Source organism: Terriglobus sp. 2YAB30_2, assembly GCF_052114765.1.
GTDB lineage: Bacteria > Acidobacteriota > Terriglobia > Terriglobales > Acidobacteriaceae > Terriglobus.
Genome location: NZ_JBFRFJ010000028.1, coordinates 15664 through 32967, shown reverse-complemented (window position 1 = coordinate 32967; position 17304 = coordinate 15664). Strand labels below are relative to the sequence as shown.

The window sequence follows — 17304 nt, the reverse complement described above, 5'->3', positions numbered from 1 at the left end:
ATACAACCGAAATTCCCAGATTCCCACCGCCTCCACCACTACCTGAAATCAAAAAAACTCAGATACATAAACCTACCGAGCAAAAAGTGTTACCCATCTGCCCGGTCTAAACTGTTACCTATCTCCCAGGCTGCACAACAAAACGTAGCGCCTTCGGCGCTTTGTTTAATTGCTTGCCTATCTATCCGCAAGGAGTCACCTGGATCGCGACGGCGTAAGCCGGTCCGCACCGGCAGGTGCGGATGTCTTGCTTAAGGACACGGCTTCAGCCGTGTCGTAGTGGAGGCGAAAGGTAGGCGGCTTCAGCCGCTGAGGTACCGTGGGTACCACCTTTGCCAATTTCTTCGCTTCACGATGAAATGACAACGCCGCCCTTACGAAGCCATCAGCTCCGTACGCATCTTGCTGTCGAGATGCCGCATCATCTCCGGCACCTCTTCCGCCGGAACCGGCTTCGAGAAGAGATAGCCCTGCCCGTATCCGCACTCGATGCGGATAAGCTGCGTCAATTGCTCCATGTTCTCGATACCCTCGGCCAGGACACGCATTCCCAACGCCTTGCCCAGAGCCACGATCGACCGTGGAAGACTCAGACTCTCTTCCGTCTGATCGATGCGCTGCACGAACGAGCGGTCCACCTTCAACGCATCGAAGGGGAAGCGATGGAGATAGCTCAGCGAGGAGTAGCCGGTGCCGAAGTCGTCCATATCGATACCAATGCCCAGTTCCTTGATCTCGCGGAAGAACTCACCGGTGGTGGTATCGCTGTTGATCAGAAGGCTCTCCGTCACCTCCAGCCGCAGGTTCTGCGGCGGAAGTCCGCTGTCCTGCAACTGATCGCGAATGAATCCCACCAGGCCCTTATCGCCGATCTGACGGCCGGAGATATTGACGGCGACGTTCATCTCATCGGTCAGAATTCCGTCCTTGCGCCACTGCTCTGCCTGCCTTATCGCCTGCCGCAGCGTGACCATGCCAAGCTCGCGGATCAGCCCCGTCTCTTCGGCCACGGGAATAAACTCTGCCGGCGAGATCATCTCTCCATCCGGATGCTTCCAGCGCACCAGCGCCTCAAAGCCGATAACCTGTCCGCTGCGTAGCGCTACCTTCGGCTGGTAGTAGAGAACAATCTCATCGCGCTCCAGCGCCCGCCGCAGATCAAGCTCCAGTTGCACCCGCTTTGCCGCATCCTCGCGCATGTGCGGAGCAAAGGCCACGTGGGCCGAGCGGCCGGAGTTCTTGGCGTGATACATGGCAAGATCAGCGTTCTCAAGCATGCTCTGCGCATCCCGTACCAATGCATCCGCGGTGGCAATTCCGATACTGGCCGAAAGGAAGAGCGTCTGCTCCCGGCTCACAATCGGAGCCTGCAGCACCTCCTGCAATCGCTGGACGTAGGTAGCAATATCCCCCTCGCCGGGAGCATGCGCCAGCAGAATGGCGAACTCATCACTGCTGAGACGGGCGGCACAGCTATGCGGCCGATCGGCGAGACTCTTGCGGATACGCGCTGCAATCTCGAGCAGAACGATATCGCCCTCCGCATGGCCCAGGCTGTCATTGATGCGCTTAAAGTGATCGATGTCGACATAGATCACGGCATACGTCTCGTCCTCGCTGGAAGACTTGTCGATGCGGCTCTGGATACGGTCAATGAACGATGCCCGGTTATGAAGATGGGTCAGCGGATCCGTGGCGCGAATGCGATTACGGTCGCTCAGTGCGCCGACCATGCGTTGTGGCTCGCCGGATGCGCCGGTCAGCAGCAGACCGCTGCATTCGACCCACCGCCACTCTCCATCACCATGCAGATAACGGAACTCGCAGCTGAAGTTCTGCTGGCCGTGTAACGCATGGGCAATCTCTTCATGGATCCGTTTACGGTCGCCCCGATGGATATGCCGGTAGCACCCGCGCAGGCTGGTGATGTGCTCCTGCCCTCCATAACCAAGCAGCGTGCTGCAGCGGGCGGAAAGATAGATCTCGCCGGAGCGAAGGTCCCAGTCCCAGATGCCATCAGAGGTCGCGCTGGTGGCCAGACGATAACGCTCGCTGGCAAGATCGATCTGCTGCTTGGCATACTCAAGCTGCAATGCGGTGGTGCGCTGGTCGATCAGGTAAGAGGCTGCATTGGCGAGATGGCGCAACAGCTCTGTCTCCCGCTCATTCAGAGTGCGCGGCTCACTGTCGATGATGCAGAAGCTGCCGAGACGTATGCCATTGGGCGTAACGATCGGAGAGCTGGCATAGAAGCGGATATACGGCTCTTCCACGACGAAGGGATTGGTCGCAAAGCGAGGATCGAGACGCGCATCGGGAATGATGGTTTCGCCTTCCGTCAGCAGAGAATGCGCGCAGAACGAGAGATCGCGCGGCGTCTCGCGGATGGGCGTTCCCTGGACTGATTTGAAGAACTGGCGGTCCTTATCGACCATCGAGATCAATGCGATAGGAACAGAGAAGATCTTGACCGCCATCGCTGTGAGCTGGTCGAACGCCGGCTCCGAAGGCGTGTCCATGATGCAGAGGCTACGCAAGACTGCAAGACGTTCATCCTCATTCGGCGGAAGCGCAGCCGGTACTGCTCCAGTAGGGGGATGCGTCACCATGACAGCTCCACATTCGTCAGAATCCGACACGAAAGGCGGGCCCGCTCGGTAACCTGCAAGGTACATCGTTCCCCCTCGATTGTCCATGTAGTTTCGTACAAGTGCCCTCGAGGAAACAGTCGGCTTCTGTTTTTTTGCACCCACGGTAACATGACTCGTGACCTCCAAAATAGACGCAGTGGTTCACAAGGTTGCGTGGCGCATCCTTCCGCTCACGCTCGTACTGTATTTCATCGCCTATCTGGATCGCGTCAATATCGGCTTTGCCGCCGCGGCCATGCGGCGTGATCTCGGCTACTCCGGCACCCTCTTCGGGACAGCCAGCGGCGTCTTTTTCGCCGGCTATCTGTGTGCTCAGCTACCGTCAAACCTGGCGCTGCGCCGCTTCGGCGCACGTAAATGGATCGCCATCATCATGGCGGTGTGGGGCGTGCTCTCGGGCCTTGTCGCCTTCACCCACACACCCACCCAGTTTCTGGTGCTGCGCTTCCTGTTGGGTGTCGCAGAAGCGGGTTTCTATCCCGGCATCATCTACTACCTCAGCATCTGGCTGCCGCGAAGCCAGCGTACACAGTTGATCGCGTGGTTCATCTTCGCCATTCCGCTGGCAAATATCTTCGGCGGCCCGCTCTCCAGCGCCATCCTGCATCACGGAGCAGTCGCAGGCCTGCGCGATTGGCAGATACTGCTGATCGCGGAGTGCCTGCCCGCTCTCTTCTTCTCCGTCATTGTTCCCTTCTGCATGACCGATCGTCCGCAGCAGGCGCAGTGGCTGACCGAAGACGAACGCATAGCGCTGCGTACGGCAATCGCTGCCGCAGAACAGAAGGCCAGTGAGATCGGATACACCGGCACCGAAGCTTCGCTCTATGCCAGCCCGGCGATCTATCTCTTTGCACTGGTGTACTTCACCACCCAGATCGGCCTCTATGGCCTGGTCTTCTGGCTTCCGCAGATGCTGAGCGGCCTCGGCCTGCCGCAGCTTCAGGTGGGATGGACAGTCGCGGCCGTCTTTCTTCTGGCTGCCGTCATCATGTTCGTGTGGTCACGGCTTTCAGACAGCAAGGGCCAGCCCTCATGGGGACTCTCAGCTCCCATCGCGATCTCGGCAATTGGCTTTCTGCTCTCGATTCCCGCAACCCATGTCTCCGGAACCATCGGCATCGCCATGCTGGTGACGAGCTTCGCTCTGGCCGAAGGCGGCGGACTCGCGGCAACACCGGCACTGTGGTCAGCTGTAACACTGCAGTTCCCAGGCGAACTCGGTGCACCGGCAATCGCACTGGTAAACGCCCTGGGCAACCTCGGCGGCTTCGTCGGCCCCTTCCTGCTGGGCTGGCTCTCAGACAGAGGACATGGGTATGGCAGCGGCCTGGTAACAGTAGCACTACTGTTGTTTGTTGGATCTGGGTTGGCAATGATTGTGCAGCGCCGGGTAGTCTTCGAATTTCAAACTAACGTGGGTGCCCCACCCTCACAACGTTAGGGTGGGCAAGGAGAGCACGAATTTAAACACATCAACACATACCGGGTGCCCCACATACGCGAAGCTTATGTGGGCATTCGCGCTTTGCGCGAACCGTTTCTCAACATCCGGTGGCTTCCCGCCCACCCTAACGTTGTGAGGGTGGGGCACCCGTTTGGAGAAGATATTCCAACAAACACAAAGGCCGCGCTTCACGCGCGGCCTTTGACCATTCAACAATCCAACCATTCAACCCGCCTCGCCAGAGGCGCTACATCCCAGCAACAATCCCGGCGCCGCGCACCGCGGTGCCGGCCGAGTCCTTCACCACCTCAATCGAGAAGCTCTGCAGCGGACTCATCGTCACCATCTGGTGCACGTAGTTTTCCAGCATCGACAGATCGATATGACGCGTGTTCGTGCCCGTCAGATAGAACTTGCCGGGCCCGGTCATATGAACGCTGCTGGCCGTGGCCGCTGCCAGCGCTTTGTGCCACAGCTTCTTGAACTGCAGACAGCGCTCGTCACCCTTCTTCGCCATTTCGAAGACCTCTTCCGGCTCCAGGTCGAGGAAGCGCATGCGCATGGCGCGATGACCCATGATGCCTTCCAGGTGCCCGCGCCCGCCGCAGCCGCAGTAGCGTTCCTTGTCATCGAGCGTGACCACCATATGGCCGCCCTCCCACACGCCGTCGACGAACGGATAGCGTCCGTACCCGATGCCCCGGCCGAGCGTCCAGACGCGAATCATGCGGTCGAGCTTGCCAAACTGAGCCGCCAGGCCGGCGGCCATGGCATCGGCATCGTTGATGGTCTTTACGTTGGTGTCGAATCCGCGCTCGTGCAGGGCAAAGCTCACCGCCTGCTGAATCTTCGCGCCCTTCAGTTGCGGCAGGTTCGGAGCCTCTTCCACCACGCCTTGCCGGACCAGGCCGGGCAGGCCAAGCCCCACAGCAGTAATGTCGTTGTGGCCCTGTGCGATATCGAGAATCCGGTCGCACAACAGCTCCACCAACGCTTCGTGAGGCTTCTCTACCAGCGCACTCATCTCCGAGCGGTTCTCCGGATAATGAGTGGTTGTACCCACCAGCGCGTTGTCTTCCACTACGCCGGCTTCGATCCCTTCCGTGAGCATGATGCCTATCGTCTTCGCCATGGCCCTTTCCTTGCTCCGTTTTCACCGCAACTCTAACCTGTGCCCGGCCTCGGTGTCACTTTTTCCTGCATCCGAGAAGGTACGAGGGTCATCTAGTCATACGAAGCGATATTTCGATATCGAAATAAATGGAGGATCGTCATGAAGGTCGTTGTCTATGGAGCTAAGGGTAAGTCGGGCGTAGAGATTGTGAAAGAACTGTTGTCGCGCGGGCATCAGGTGGTGGCGGTAACCCGTCACGCGGACTACAGCGCACCGGGAGCCACCAGCGTGGTGGATGATGCCAGCCACCCGGACAAGATTGCGGCCGTCGTACGCGGCGCCGATGCCGTAGTAAGCGCCCTGGCCCCGCCACTTACGGATACGGACCAGATCGTCGGCCTGACCGATCGCGTGGTCGAAGGTGTCTCACTAGCCGGCGGCAAAAACAGCGGCCCCCGCCTCCTGGTCGTCGGCGGAGCCGGCAGCCTCTACGTTCCCGGTCCCGACGGCAAGCCTGTAACGCTGCGCGACAGCGGCTTCCTTCCGGCGGAGTGGCTCCCGATCGTCGACTCCCACATCAAGGTCCTCGACAACCTCAAGAAGAACCAGACCATCGACTGGACCTACTTCTCGCCCGCAGGCTTCTTCGAAGTCGGCCCCCGCAAGGGAACCTTCCGCCTGGGCAAAGACGACCTGATCGTCGGCGAGAACGGCAAGAGCGAGATCTCCTACGCCGACTACGCCATTGCAGTCGCCGATGAACTGGAGAAGCCCCAGTTCCGCGGACAGCGCTTTACGGCCGCCTATTGAGGCGGAGTTGAATGGTTGAATGGTTGAATAGGGGCCGCGCGCAAGCGCGGCCTTTGTCTTGCGTAGCCGCACGGTCAGAACACCCCATACACCGGGTGCCCCGGGTCCCCTAGGGACCTGGGTATTCGCGCTGCGCGCGAACCCGCTTTTAGCGACATTGATTCCCGCCCGGGTGCCCCATCCTCGCAACGCTAGGGTGGGTTTTCTGCGTTCTACAAGCCGGGGCTGGCTAGGCCGGAATAGGCTGAGGACTTAGGAGCGGGTGCGGGCTGAGCCGGAACGGATGCTTTCGGAGAAAACTTCCAGAACCGAAGAATCGACCAGTCACCGGCACCATACCACTGCCGGACCTTCACAGTATCCAGGTAAACAATCGCAATCACATAGAACGCTGTAAGCGCCGCAATGAAGATTCTGCTCTTCAGCAGCGATTGCTGCATGATTAGGAGCGGAGAAATAAAAATATACAGAAGGGCGAGAAGGACATAGAGCTGGCGCGCTGTATTCCGTCCCTTCCACAGCACCATCACCAATACAACACCGAGGGCGTCGCCAACTAGACTCAGAAGATGAGCCTTGATCGTCCAATTCGCAAAGATCAGCTCCTCGATATAGAGCAATGAGTGGACAACCATGATCGCGGTAATTCCGTGTGGTCGCTGCATGGCTTTGGGAAGTCAGTTTATCGCGATCAGGAGATTTATCATCTGAATTTCTAGAATCCGGGTGCCCCCACCCAACGGGAAAGAACTATCTTTCAGACTGATACACTCGCCACGTGACCGGTCACTCACACCAATCCGGATTCAGGACTGTCGTTCTTGCCATACTGGCAATCACGCTTCTGCTTCTGCTGGTGCTGCCTCACGCGTCGAACCTCACACCCTGTCTCATCCTGCTGGCCGTCTTTGTCTTCGGAATCCCCGAACAGAAGCAAGCCCGGCTGCCTGTCGTTTCACACCACAGGCAACGTCTCTCTCCGGTACACCGCACACGCTTCCAGCGTCCGCCTCCGTCGGTCTAGAGCAAATCTCCCGCCGCGACCTTAACGGCTCGCGGCGACGTGTTCCTTTGCTGACTCACCAGAGGCGATTTCATGGACTTCGATCTGTTGCTGCTGCGAGGCCTGGATGGCTTCGCGACCTTCTTTCTTTGTGTCTTCTTCTATCAACGCTTCCGCTGGAGACGGAACAAACGCCTGGGTAAATCAAACTGGGGCTTCTATCCCTCCGCTGCCGCACTCGGCAACGCTCTGCAGGAGCTGCAGACCATGGCCCAACCGCAGGTGCAGTATGTGCTGGAAGAGAAGACAGAGGATACCGCCGAGGACAATGACGAAGCCGGCCCCGATGATCCAACGGCACATCTGCAAAAGCAAGCCAAACAGATTCGCAGAGGAGAACGGCGTGGCCGGATTACCGTGCGGCTTCGAGAAAGACCATGAACAATGTGGTCACTTTGTGTAGTTTCGTATTGCTTAAGGGCACGGCTTCAGCCGTGCCGAATCAGATGCAACAGGAAGTGCGGCTTCAGCCGCTGAGGTACCAGACCGTACTTCTTCAACCTGGGAGAGGCGCCCAGCGTGTCGCGACAAAAACATTCCATTCCCCGAGCTTCCTTTTCTCGAACGCATTCTCCTGCTTTCCGCGTAAACTTGAAATACGCCTTCCTGCTCGCTTCCTTTGATTGAAGCTCTGTCATTCGACGAGCCCGCTTCTCGAGTACGTTAACGGCTTGTCCCGACTGGAGTCTTATATGCGATCCGAACAGGTGTATCTGGCACTAACCCGCATTCCGAATCGTTTTCGTCTTTGCCAGGCAACTGCCCGCGTAACCCGCGTGATCCACATGCCGCAAACGCGCACAGAAGATACGGTGAACAGCGTTCTGCTCGACATCAGCAAAGGGATGCACAACAACGTCTTCGCCCCAGTCGAGATCAAGCCCGCCCCGGCGCTGGACATCATCACGTTCTAAAAGATGAGAGGCACAACACCGGGTGCCCCAGGTCCCTGGTTCCCCAACGAACTTGTTCGTTGGGGTGGTTTCCCTCGGAGACCTGGGTATTCGTACTACGCGCGAACCATTTTTGCTTGTCATCCTGAGCATCGCGAAGGACCCGCTTTTAACTCTTCGGATGGACAAAAGATCTGCCCGACTCACACACTGGGTGCCCCATCCATCGCAACGCGATGGGTGGGATATTCTGCCGAATACATCAAATTACCTGGAAATTTATCGAGCTAGCGCTCGACTTTCCCACTCATCGCTTTGTCACCCCAGTGAACGAAGTTCACCGGGGACCCCGATACGCGATGAATGGGGCACCCAGTGTATGGGTGACCGGAACCCCCTCAATTCCCCGACGGAGCCTCAACGTGGTCGATGACCACCACGTCATACATTCCCTTCTTCGCCGCAAGCTGCAATCCAAGCTCGCCTTTGAGCGCGGGGTTCAGGACGGACATGACACTCGGGCGCTCCTCCTGCGTCGTAGGACCGGTATTCACATAACGGCGGAAGTCGACCGCGATGTCATACCGTCCGCTAAGTCCAGTCTGATCCGCCACCGGACCATCGAGAGGACTGGCGAGATACGTCGCCAGATCCTTCATGGTGAAGTTGCGGGCGGTAAATCCGATCTCGGAGTTCTGGTGGGCCGGCTCACCCTCGCCGGCCGCGGCATGGATCGCCGCCGAGTCCTTCACCCCACCCGGTGCGATCGAGAGAAGATATCCCCGCATCTCGCGCTGCTCGTGGTGCAGGGTGAGATGAAACCGCTCCGCCAGCAGCCCCTGCAACATACGCCGCAGCTCCGCATCCCCAAGATCCCGCCCGGCAGTGGCCAGAATGTCATACCGCTCTCCGGAGAGATTCGTGCCACCCACAATCTGCGCAGTGGAGATGCCGTAGGCGTAGTGAATGCATGACTTCAGCGTGACATCATGCAGCCGAAGCGTCCCATGCGCAGCCGAGATGGAGCCATCCCGCTCGTTAGGAACAGACTCTTTGGTGGGATGAATGCTGGCCGCCTCGAAGCCATCCTGCGCATACGCGGCGAACGAGCAGAGAAGGAGGGATGAAAGAAGAGACAGGCGCGCCATGCGAGATGATACGCCAAAGAGATGTCGCAAGTTCCTGAGGCAGCTCCGGATATTTCAGTGAACTTTCGTGTAGTTGCCTGAGACCATCGTACTCAAGATCGTGATTGATCCTGCTTCCTTCAAGACAGGTATCCACGACGAGATGATTTCAGAATACTCTTCGGGCGTTACGTTTTCAGAGTGGAACCTATTGTTCCCCCCAAATGGCATGACTACAACAACTCTCTGACGCTTCTGTGATGCATCTCGAATCGACTCAAGCACGGAAGGCTGCGATGACCCCGGATCCCATTTGAACCGACCGGAGTTATCCCGTTGTCCAGTAAATGATTGCGTCGCATACAACTCTTCTTTTCCTTCGCTCGTGACAAAACTAACGACTAACTCAACTTCAGAAAAATTCAAAGATTTTCCTGGACGATTGATCCAGTCACAATCGATCGTTGTGCTTTGCGTCTTATCCAGCGGTTGCAAATATCCCATAACCGGAACAACGAGATAAACCATCTGATGGTCGTTCTGGGCAAACGGCATTCCTTCGTCTTTGTCTGAAGTTTTTAGATAGGATATGGCACACGCATAATGAATTTTGGATATCGCGAGGGGGCCGCGATTGGTTAATCTAAACTGCTGCTGAAATGCTTCTACCTGTTCCCCATCCGTTGAATTACTCGTTTCGAGCATTATGTCTTGCCCATGCGTCGAGGCAAGGTGACCAAGATTCAGTGATTGCAACTTTCCCTTTAGAGCTATGTAGGAATCAGCTCGATTACTACAGGGTTTAACGATGTGCGCATGATCGGCTGGGACCGCAACAGCATCATCACAGCCACGGGTCGCGCTGTTGTAGTCAACAATCTTTAAACCGTGTTCCTTTTGTGTTTCATATGCACAATATCTTCTAACATTAGACATTCCCGAGTGCATCCATTTACTATCCATATCTTGCAGCAAGAAATTTCCTACTGCAAGTTGGTCGAGTAGTGGATCTCGAGTGAAGAATTTGTAGATGTTAGCCGTTTTCGAGCCTTCCAATGGCGTTCCGAAGAGATACAAAAATCGGACTTTTTTATAAAGCTCGTCATCGCGATATGTAAGCAAAACTTGCTGAGTAAGAATCCCGCCCAAACTATGCGCAACAAAAATCACTTCACGGTGGCGTGAGAATATTCCATCATTCTTCAGCCTATTTGCAATCAAGGTGACAAGGTCTTCAACTGACATCCTTCCACCCTTGTGCGGCGTTGGGTAGGACGCCACATAAATATCGGTCCCTTCGAATGCTGGATCAATATCATTCGCAATCATCTCAGGCCAATAGTGATCACCATCACAGCGCCATGCCTCTGGGCTACTGAACAAGCCATGAACAAAGACGATGACTCTTGAATTGCCGTTATCTTTTATGTATCCACCCGTATCCGGTAACGCATGCGGTTCTACGGCAGCAAAGGCGAGGAAAGATAGACTAAAAAGCAGAATTGGCGCAAGAACTCTGCGCACGAAAATGGAGGCGCTCATCTCTACTCCTTGAGTAGCGAAAGGCTACCTCAAACTCCCGCGCTTGTCGCCGTTTTAATTGAAAGCAAATAAAAAGCGTGGGACAAAATCCCACGCTTTCAAGAACCTATATTTTCCTTACTGCAACAATCCCTGCTCCGGTTCCTTATGGTTTGACTCATCCGGCGGAATCACCACGGCTGCCGCGACCTTGTCCGCTTCATCCAGGCTGAGGAGTTTCACACCCTGGGTGCTGCGGCCGGCGGCGCGGATGGTCTTGGTGTCGATACGGATCATCTTGCCGAACTGGCTGATCGCCATCAGTTCGCTGGTCTCGTCGACCAGGTTGATGGAGGAGACCTTGCCGGTCTTGGCCGTCGCCTTCATGTTGATGACGCCCGAGCCGCCGCGGGTCTGCAGGCGGTACTCCTCGGCATCGGTACGCTTGCCGAAGCCGTTCTCCGAGACCGAGAGGATCAAGCAGGGGGTAATGGCGACGCCTTCCGCCGCGCGCTTCTGGCGTGACTCCTCGCTTGGCGTGGTCGCCAGAGCGATAACGTAGTCGTCCTTCTTCAGCGTGATGCCCTTCACACCAGCGGCCGGGCGGCCCATGCTGCGGACGTCGGACTCCGGGAAGCGGATCGCCATGCCCTCGCGAGTAGCGAGGAAGATGACCTGGTTGCCGTCAGTGACGCGGGTGCCGACCAGCTCGTCGTCCTTACCGATGCCCATGGCAATGATGCCGCGGGTCATGACGTTGGAGAAGTCAGTCAGCGGAGTCTTCTTGACCGTACCCTGCTGCGTCGCGAAGAAGATGAACTTGCCCTCTTCAGTCAGGTCGCGGATGCCGAGGTAGGTCACGACCTTCTCGCCCGGCTGCAGCGCCAGCAGGTTGGCGATATGCTTGCCCTTGCCGGTGGCGCCGACGTCGGGAATCTCGTAGATCTTCACCCAGAAGACACGGCCGGTATTGGTGAAGCAGAGTAGATACGAGTGCGTGGACTCGACGATCAACTGCGCGACGAAGTCCTCCTCACGCGTCTTCATGCCCAGACGGCCGGTGCCGCCGCGGCGCTGCTGACGATAGGTAGAGATCGGCGTGCGCTTCAGGTAGCCGGTGTTCGAGACCGTGACCGCAACCTGCTCGTCGGCGATAAGGTCTTCGAGCGTAAGCTCAGCGCCCTCATCGACGATCTGGGTGCGGCGCTCGTTGCCGTACTTGTCGCGGACCTCCTCGAGCTCCTTGACGATGAGCCTGCGCAGCTTCTTATCCGAAGCCAGGATCGACTCGTACTCGGCGATGTTGTCGCGAACCTCACCCAGTTCCTTCAGCAGCTCGTCGATGGAAAGCTGGGTCAAGCGGTAGAGCTGCAGGTCGAGGATGGCGTCGATCTGGCGGTAGCTGAGGATCAGGCTGCCGTTCGCCGGCAGCGTCTCGGCCGTAATGCCGTACTTCGCCGGGTCCAGCGTAATACCGGCAACCTCAGTCCCGTTAAGCGAGATGGCGCGGCCGGAGAAGTAGCGGAACAGATTCTCGCGGGCATCGGCGCGGCTGGAGCTGTTTCGGATGGTGCGGATGACCTGGTCCAGGTGGTCGAGCGCGATCTGGTAGCCGAGCAGGATGTGCTCGCGGTCGCGCGCCTTGCCCAGCAGGAAGGCGGTGCGGCGGCGCACCACATCGATACGGTGATCGATGAAGGCGCGAATCGCGTCGGGCAGCGGAAGCTCGCGCGGCTGGCCGTTGTGCACGGCCAGGAAGATCATGGAGAAGCTCTCCTGCATCTGCGTGTGCTTGAAGAGCTGGTTCAGCACGATCTCAGGCTGCGCTCCACGCTTCAGTTCGATGACGATGCGCATGCCCTCGCGGTCAGAGAAGTCGTCCACGCCGGAGATCTCGTCGATGACCTTGTCGTTGACCAGCTCGGCGATGCGCTTGATGAGGTTGGACTTGTTGACCTGGAAGGGAAGCTCGGTGACAACGATGGACTGGCGTCCGCCGGAGATGGCCTCCGTCGCGACCTTGGCGCGGACCAGGAAACGTCCACGACCGGTGGAGTAGGCCTTCTCGATGCCGCTCTTGCCGTAGAGGATGCCGCCGGTGGGGAAGTCCGGTCCCTGCACATGGCGCAGCACTTCTTTCACCCCAATGTTGGGGTTGTTGACCATATCGATGGCCGCATTCACCACCTCGGTGAGGTTGTGCGGCGGAATCTTGGTGGCCATGCCTACCGCAATACCTTCCGCCCCGTTGATGATGAGGTTCGGCACGCGCGTCGGCAGCACCGTAGGTTCCAGCACCGATTCGTCGTAGTTCGGTGTGAAATCGACGGTGTCCATGTCGATATCGGCCAGCATCTCGCCGGCGATCTTCGTCATACGCGACTCGGTGTAACGCATAGCGGCCGGCGGATCGCCGTCGACCGAACCGAAGTTACCCTGGCCATCGACCATGGGATAACGCATGCTGAAAGGCTGCGCCAGACGCACCAACGAGTCATAGATGGCGGAGTCGCCGTGCGGATGGTACTGGCCCATGGCCTGGCCGACGATCTTGGCCGACTTGGTGTACTTCTTGTTGGCCGTCAGCCCCATCTCCGACATGGTGTAGAGAATGCGGCGATGGACAGGCTTCAGCCCGTCGCGAACATCGGGCAACGCACGACCGATGATCACCGACATGGAGTAGTCGAGATAACTGCGACGCATCTCATCTTCGATATTGATCGGGATGATAGAAGTGCCGGCGGGGGAGTTGCCGTCGCCGCTGTTGCCTGAGTTGAGCGGGAGATTGTTCTGATCGTCTGCCATGTGGATGATTTAAGTATACCGTTTTATGGGTGGTTTTGACAGGCTGGCGAGTGCGCGAAAGTGGTTGATTTTATTGGTACTTTTGCGCATTTCAAACCATCGTCCAGAGCAGTGGAAATACGCCTGTTCTTCGCCCTGGAAAATGCGGGCTTGCCCATGCACCGGGTGCCCCGGGTCCCTGGGGGACCTGGGTATTCGCGCTACGCGCGAACCGCCTTTCGATAGCCACTCCTCCAACCCGGGTGCCCCACCCTCGGGGTCCCCACGAACTTCGTTCGTTGGGGTGAACACTCGCAACGCTAGGGTGGGCGGGAAACCACAAGAACTGAGAGGCCGTTTCATGATGAAACGACGAAGAACAGGAAAGCGGGTCCTTCACCTACGGTTCAGGATGACAAACAAAATGTATCGCTCCATTACCCACCCTAGCGTTGCGAGGGTAGGGCACCCTGGCTGGGATAGATTCATCGTCTCCAAGGCATCTGCACCGTATAAACCGGAGTCGCCGTCACACTCTCCTGCTTCACCGCCAATAACTTCCGCTTCCGCAACCAACCCACCGCCGTCTGCGCCGCCGACCGGGACAATCCCGTCTCCTCACCTAACACCGCATAACTGATAGCAACCGGTTCCCCGGTCCGCTGCTGCTCCGCATACAGCCACAGATAAATCAGAAACGCCGCCGGCTTCCGGTCATGCCCTACCAGATCACGAAGCAACGTCTGCGGAATATAAACATCGAGCGGAATGGACTTCATAGCTATACCTGTGAATGGTATAGCAACGAATACCACATTGAGTTCGATCAACTTCAGGGGTAGCCTCTCCCTCGGAGATAACACCATGATTCGCGGCATCAAGTTCATCAGCGTTCCGGTCAAGGACCAGGACGCATCGCTGAAGTTCTATACCGAGACGCTCGGCTTCAAGGTCAAGACCGACCAGGAGTTCGTCCCCGGCGGACAGCGCTGGATCGAGCTCGCAATCCCCGGCTCCGATACCGGCCTCGCGCTCTTCACACCCGAAGGTCACGAAAACCGCATCGGCACCTTCCAGCCCATCAGCATGTGGTGCGACGACGTCTTCGCCACCACCGACCAGTTGAAGCGCAAGGGCGTGACCTTCTTCAAAGATCCAAAGAAAGAAGACTGGGGAACCGCCGCCATCTTCGAGGATGTGGATGGGAATAAGTTTGTGCTGAGCAGCCGGTAACTGGAGCACGGTCCTATCCTTTTGTCATTCCGTAGCAACGCGGAGGAATCTGCTTCTCGTCTTCGGACAAACCAGTGCGGGATAACAAAACGATGAATCGGAATTGAACTGGCAACGCCCGTTAGAGCCCATATCCCTGGAACAGCCCATACACCGGGTGCCCCATGTCCCTCGGGGACATGGGGCACCCGGTGTATGGGTTGATCGAAGAGCATGGGTGAACCCCATATGATCGGAAACTATCGACTCCTCAGAAACTCTGATCCGTCTCCAATGACTGCACCTTCGCATCAAGATCAGCCTGAGCCTGTACGCGTCTCTGTTTGAGCACATCCTGCTCTTTCCGCAACGCGGCGATCTGGTCTTCCTGTTCATTCAACTCACGCGTATAACGCCGGATCAGATCCCGCTCTTCCGCTGAGCTCTTCAACGCCGAGAGATTGTTACGCAAACGGTCCTGGTCTTTGCTGATGTTGTCGATCTGCGTCTGCTTCTCTTGAATCTGCGTATCGATCTGCGCAACCTGGTGGCGCGCTTCCAGAATCGGCTGAAGCTGCTGCCGCAACTTCGGATCGTCGCCGTTGGTACGGATAATCGCATCGAACGTCTGCTCATTCATCGTCGCCAGGCGCCAGCTCTGCGCAATGGTATGACGCTCGCCGACATGCAGCCGCACTGTCTCTCCAGGAGCAGTAGCAACGCGATAACGATAGGCATTGGGCGTAGTCTCCGCAGGAGCAGTATCTGAATCGAGCTCCCATCCGTTACGGCGCGCATGCTCCACAACCACCATGCGCGGCGAGGTACCGGAGTTATGGACAACGTAAGTAATCTCCGCGATCTCGCGATTGCTCATCTTCAAGACGCCCTGATGGATGGTCGCCTGCTGCAGATGGCGTGAATCCAGTCTCGACTCCGTTGAGACGCGTACAGCATCATCCGCCGCGTAAGAGAGCAGCCGGCGCTCATTGGGATGAATAGGATCGAGCAAGCCTTCGCCACCGAAACTTCCGTTTTCGATGATGGAGAAGCTGCCGCGATCGAGTGTGGCTCCCGTAGAGTTCGTGAGCCACAAGGCGCGCAGCGGACGCGTCTGCACAGACGACCACAGCGTCACCCGCTCGACATCGACCTTCGACTGCAGGACCGGCACCATTGCGGACTCGTTCTTGCGAATGGTGATGGGCTGGTTCAGCTTGTACTCGAAGTAATCGTCGTATGCTGTAGCCGCAGCATTCGGAGTAACCGACGCAGCAGCGGAATCTTCGTAGGCGATTGGCGGAGCCGGCGCAGCACCAAGCCCACCCATAACACCACCACTAACTCTTTTGGCGGCGCCGCCATAGTTGCCGCCCGAGCCTACCCCGCTGCCAGAGCCACTGCCAATACCGGTCATTCCTGCAACTCCTGCGACTTGGGGAGGAGTCCCTTTCATCGCAGGTCCATTGAGATCTCCGCTCTCATGTGTCTGCGGCGTAAGCTGCGCCTCTTCTGGCAAGCCAATCTCAGGCCGACGCGTGTAATACGGCTGCGAGATCGGCTGGACAAAGCTCTGCGGAGAACCCGCAATTAGCGAGAGCTGGACATTATTCCAATCCGTGCCAACGGTGTTATCAATCACCGCCCAGGACTGCAACGTCGCCTGCTGTTTCTGTCCACCATCGGAGAAGATCAGCCGATACGTCGACTTCCACACCGGAACCTCAGAGATATAACTCACACGGATCTGCCGTGCACCGGTGCCCGTGGCATCCAGAGTCAGGTGACGCAGACCGCCTCCGCGGTTTGCCGCTAGCAGTTCCAGATAATGCGACAAATCCTGATGCAGTGCACCATCGAGCAGACGCACCTGTGTCTGCGAGTTGAGCTGAATGGTACGCACGCCGCCAACATCCGAGACCACCGTCAGGAACTGCGCCATTGGCCGCGGCTTGTCGTCTCCGCTTCCGGTGTTGCCTGCAGGCAGATCGCGCAACTCCATATTCAGCAATCGTCCAGTAACAGCCGCACCGTTGCCGGTAACTTCGATGCGTGCACCACGAATGGCCTGATAGAGATCGGCCTCGGTGGGGTTCTCACTCAGCGCCAGCGGCAGGCTCTTCAACTGCTGGCCCAGCGGTGTGGTGGAGTTGTAGCCTGCGCCGTTGATCTTGCCACCGTTCAGATCGATCGCGGTCAACGTCTGCAGTACATCGTTCAGCTGTTCGCTGGTGAAGTCGATCGTCACCTGCTGATTGCCGGTAACCTCGCCTGCGTGTTCGAAGAAGCCGACTCCGTTCTTATAAAGCGCAACACTTCGCACCGGCAGGCTCTGGGCCGCAGCTTCTTTTGCAGCTCGCAGCACACGCGGCGTAGCAGCCTGTTGAGCTGCAATGTTGGCAGGGTTGAGAAGTGAGGATGAGAGGAGTGAAGCAACCAGCGCCGCAGCAGACGATCTCAATGCAAGCCTCCGAGGGCACAACAACTACGGCAGTTTAGACCGTGGAGGTTGGGTTTGGTGAGTCTAACTGCCAGAGATAGACACCCCCAGATGTAGAAAGGTTCCCGGAGTCCCCCATGCACTGGGTGCCCCAGGTCCCTCGGGGACACCACTCCAGCGAAACAAGTTCTCTGGGGACCGGACATGGGCCTGGCCCTCCCTGCCTGAAGCGCTCACCT

General features: G+C 57.7%; 14 protein-coding genes. 6 read left to right on the top strand and 8 right to left on the bottom strand.

Annotated elements, in window-relative coordinates; all coding sequences use genetic code 11:
- Window positions 1–374: 374 nt before the first annotated feature.
- Complete coding sequence (locus tag AB4Y89_RS23475; RefSeq protein ID WP_442303375.1) at window positions 375–2609, bottom strand: sensor domain-containing phosphodiesterase; 2235 nt, start codon at window positions 2607–2609, stop codon at window positions 375–377.
- A gap of 157 nt (window positions 2610–2766) precedes the next feature.
- On the opposite strand from AB4Y89_RS23475, the gene AB4Y89_RS23470 reads away from it, so the two are divergent.
- Window positions 2767–4095 carry an MFS transporter gene (locus tag AB4Y89_RS23470; protein ID WP_442303374.1) on the top strand — a complete coding sequence of 443 codons (1329 nt, stop codon included), beginning with the start codon at window positions 2767–2769 and terminating at the stop codon, window positions 4093–4095.
- Window positions 4096–4345: 250 nt separating this feature from the next.
- Here the strand turns inward: AB4Y89_RS23470 and AB4Y89_RS23465 are convergent, their stop codons facing one another.
- Window positions 4346–5230, bottom strand: a complete 885-nt coding sequence (locus AB4Y89_RS23465) for an ROK family protein (protein ID WP_442303373.1) — start codon at window positions 5228–5230, stop codon at window positions 4346–4348.
- 141 nt (window positions 5231–5371) lie between these two features.
- Between AB4Y89_RS23465 and AB4Y89_RS23460 the strand changes: the two genes are divergently transcribed.
- Window positions 5372–6022 (top strand): NAD(P)-dependent oxidoreductase, encoded by a 651-nt coding sequence (locus AB4Y89_RS23460; protein WP_442303372.1) that lies wholly within the window; start codon window positions 5372–5374, stop codon window positions 6020–6022.
- 212 nt (window positions 6023–6234) lie between these two features.
- Here AB4Y89_RS23460 and AB4Y89_RS23455 read toward each other — a convergent pair whose 3' ends face one another.
- Window positions 6235–6687, bottom strand: a complete 453-nt coding sequence (locus AB4Y89_RS23455) for a hypothetical protein (protein WP_442303371.1) — start codon at window positions 6685–6687, stop codon at window positions 6235–6237.
- Window positions 6688–6800: 113 nt separating this feature from the next.
- Here AB4Y89_RS23455 and AB4Y89_RS23450 point away from each other — a divergent pair, with 113 nt between their 5' ends.
- The 3 genes from AB4Y89_RS23450 (at window position 6801) to AB4Y89_RS23440 (ending at window position 7999) form a co-directional block, all read left to right on the top strand.
- Window positions 6801–7046 (top strand): hypothetical protein, encoded by a 246-nt coding sequence (locus AB4Y89_RS23450; protein WP_442303370.1) that lies wholly within the window; start codon window positions 6801–6803, stop codon window positions 7044–7046.
- Between the two features lie 72 nt (window positions 7047–7118).
- A complete protein-coding gene (locus tag AB4Y89_RS23445; RefSeq protein WP_442303369.1) occupies window positions 7119–7466 on the top strand; it encodes a hypothetical protein in 348 nt (115 codons plus the stop codon).
- A gap of 311 nt (window positions 7467–7777) precedes the next feature.
- Window positions 7778–7999, top strand: a complete 222-nt coding sequence (locus tag AB4Y89_RS23440) for a hypothetical protein (RefSeq protein ID WP_442303368.1) — start codon at window positions 7778–7780, stop codon at window positions 7997–7999.
- Between the two features lie 377 nt (window positions 8000–8376).
- Here the strand turns inward: AB4Y89_RS23440 and AB4Y89_RS23435 are convergent, their stop codons facing one another.
- The 4 genes from AB4Y89_RS23435 to AB4Y89_RS23420 all read right to left on the bottom strand — a co-directional run bounded on the left by AB4Y89_RS23435 (window position 8377) and on the right by AB4Y89_RS23420 (window position 14192).
- The gene (locus tag AB4Y89_RS23435) at window positions 8377–9126 is read right to left on the bottom strand and encodes a TIGR03435 family protein (RefSeq protein WP_442303367.1); all 750 of its coding nucleotides are present in this window, start codon (window positions 9124–9126) and stop codon (window positions 8377–8379) included.
- A 54-nt stretch (window positions 9127–9180) separates the two neighbouring features.
- Entirely contained in the window at window positions 9181–10647 is a 1467-nt protein-coding gene (locus AB4Y89_RS23430) for an esterase/lipase family protein (RefSeq protein WP_442303366.1), read from the bottom strand.
- Between the two features lie 117 nt (window positions 10648–10764).
- Complete coding sequence (gene gyrA, locus AB4Y89_RS23425) at window positions 10765–13434, bottom strand: DNA gyrase subunit A (protein WP_442303365.1); 2670 nt, start codon at window positions 13432–13434, stop codon at window positions 10765–10767.
- Between the two features lie 464 nt (window positions 13435–13898).
- Window positions 13899–14192, bottom strand: a complete 294-nt coding sequence (locus AB4Y89_RS23420; protein WP_442303364.1) for a helix-turn-helix domain-containing protein — start codon at window positions 14190–14192, stop codon at window positions 13899–13901.
- An 85-nt stretch (window positions 14193–14277) separates the two neighbouring features.
- On the opposite strand from AB4Y89_RS23420, the gene AB4Y89_RS23415 reads away from it, so the two are divergent.
- Entirely contained in the window at window positions 14278–14646 is a 369-nt protein-coding gene (locus AB4Y89_RS23415; RefSeq protein ID WP_442303363.1) for a VOC family protein, read from the top strand.
- 250 nt (window positions 14647–14896) lie between these two features.
- Here the strand turns inward: AB4Y89_RS23415 and AB4Y89_RS23410 are convergent, their stop codons facing one another.
- Window positions 14897–17086, bottom strand: coding sequence for a DUF4139 domain-containing protein (locus AB4Y89_RS23410; RefSeq protein WP_442303362.1), 2190 nt, complete (start codon window positions 17084–17086; stop codon window positions 14897–14899).
- Window positions 17087–17304: the final 218 nt, after the last annotated feature.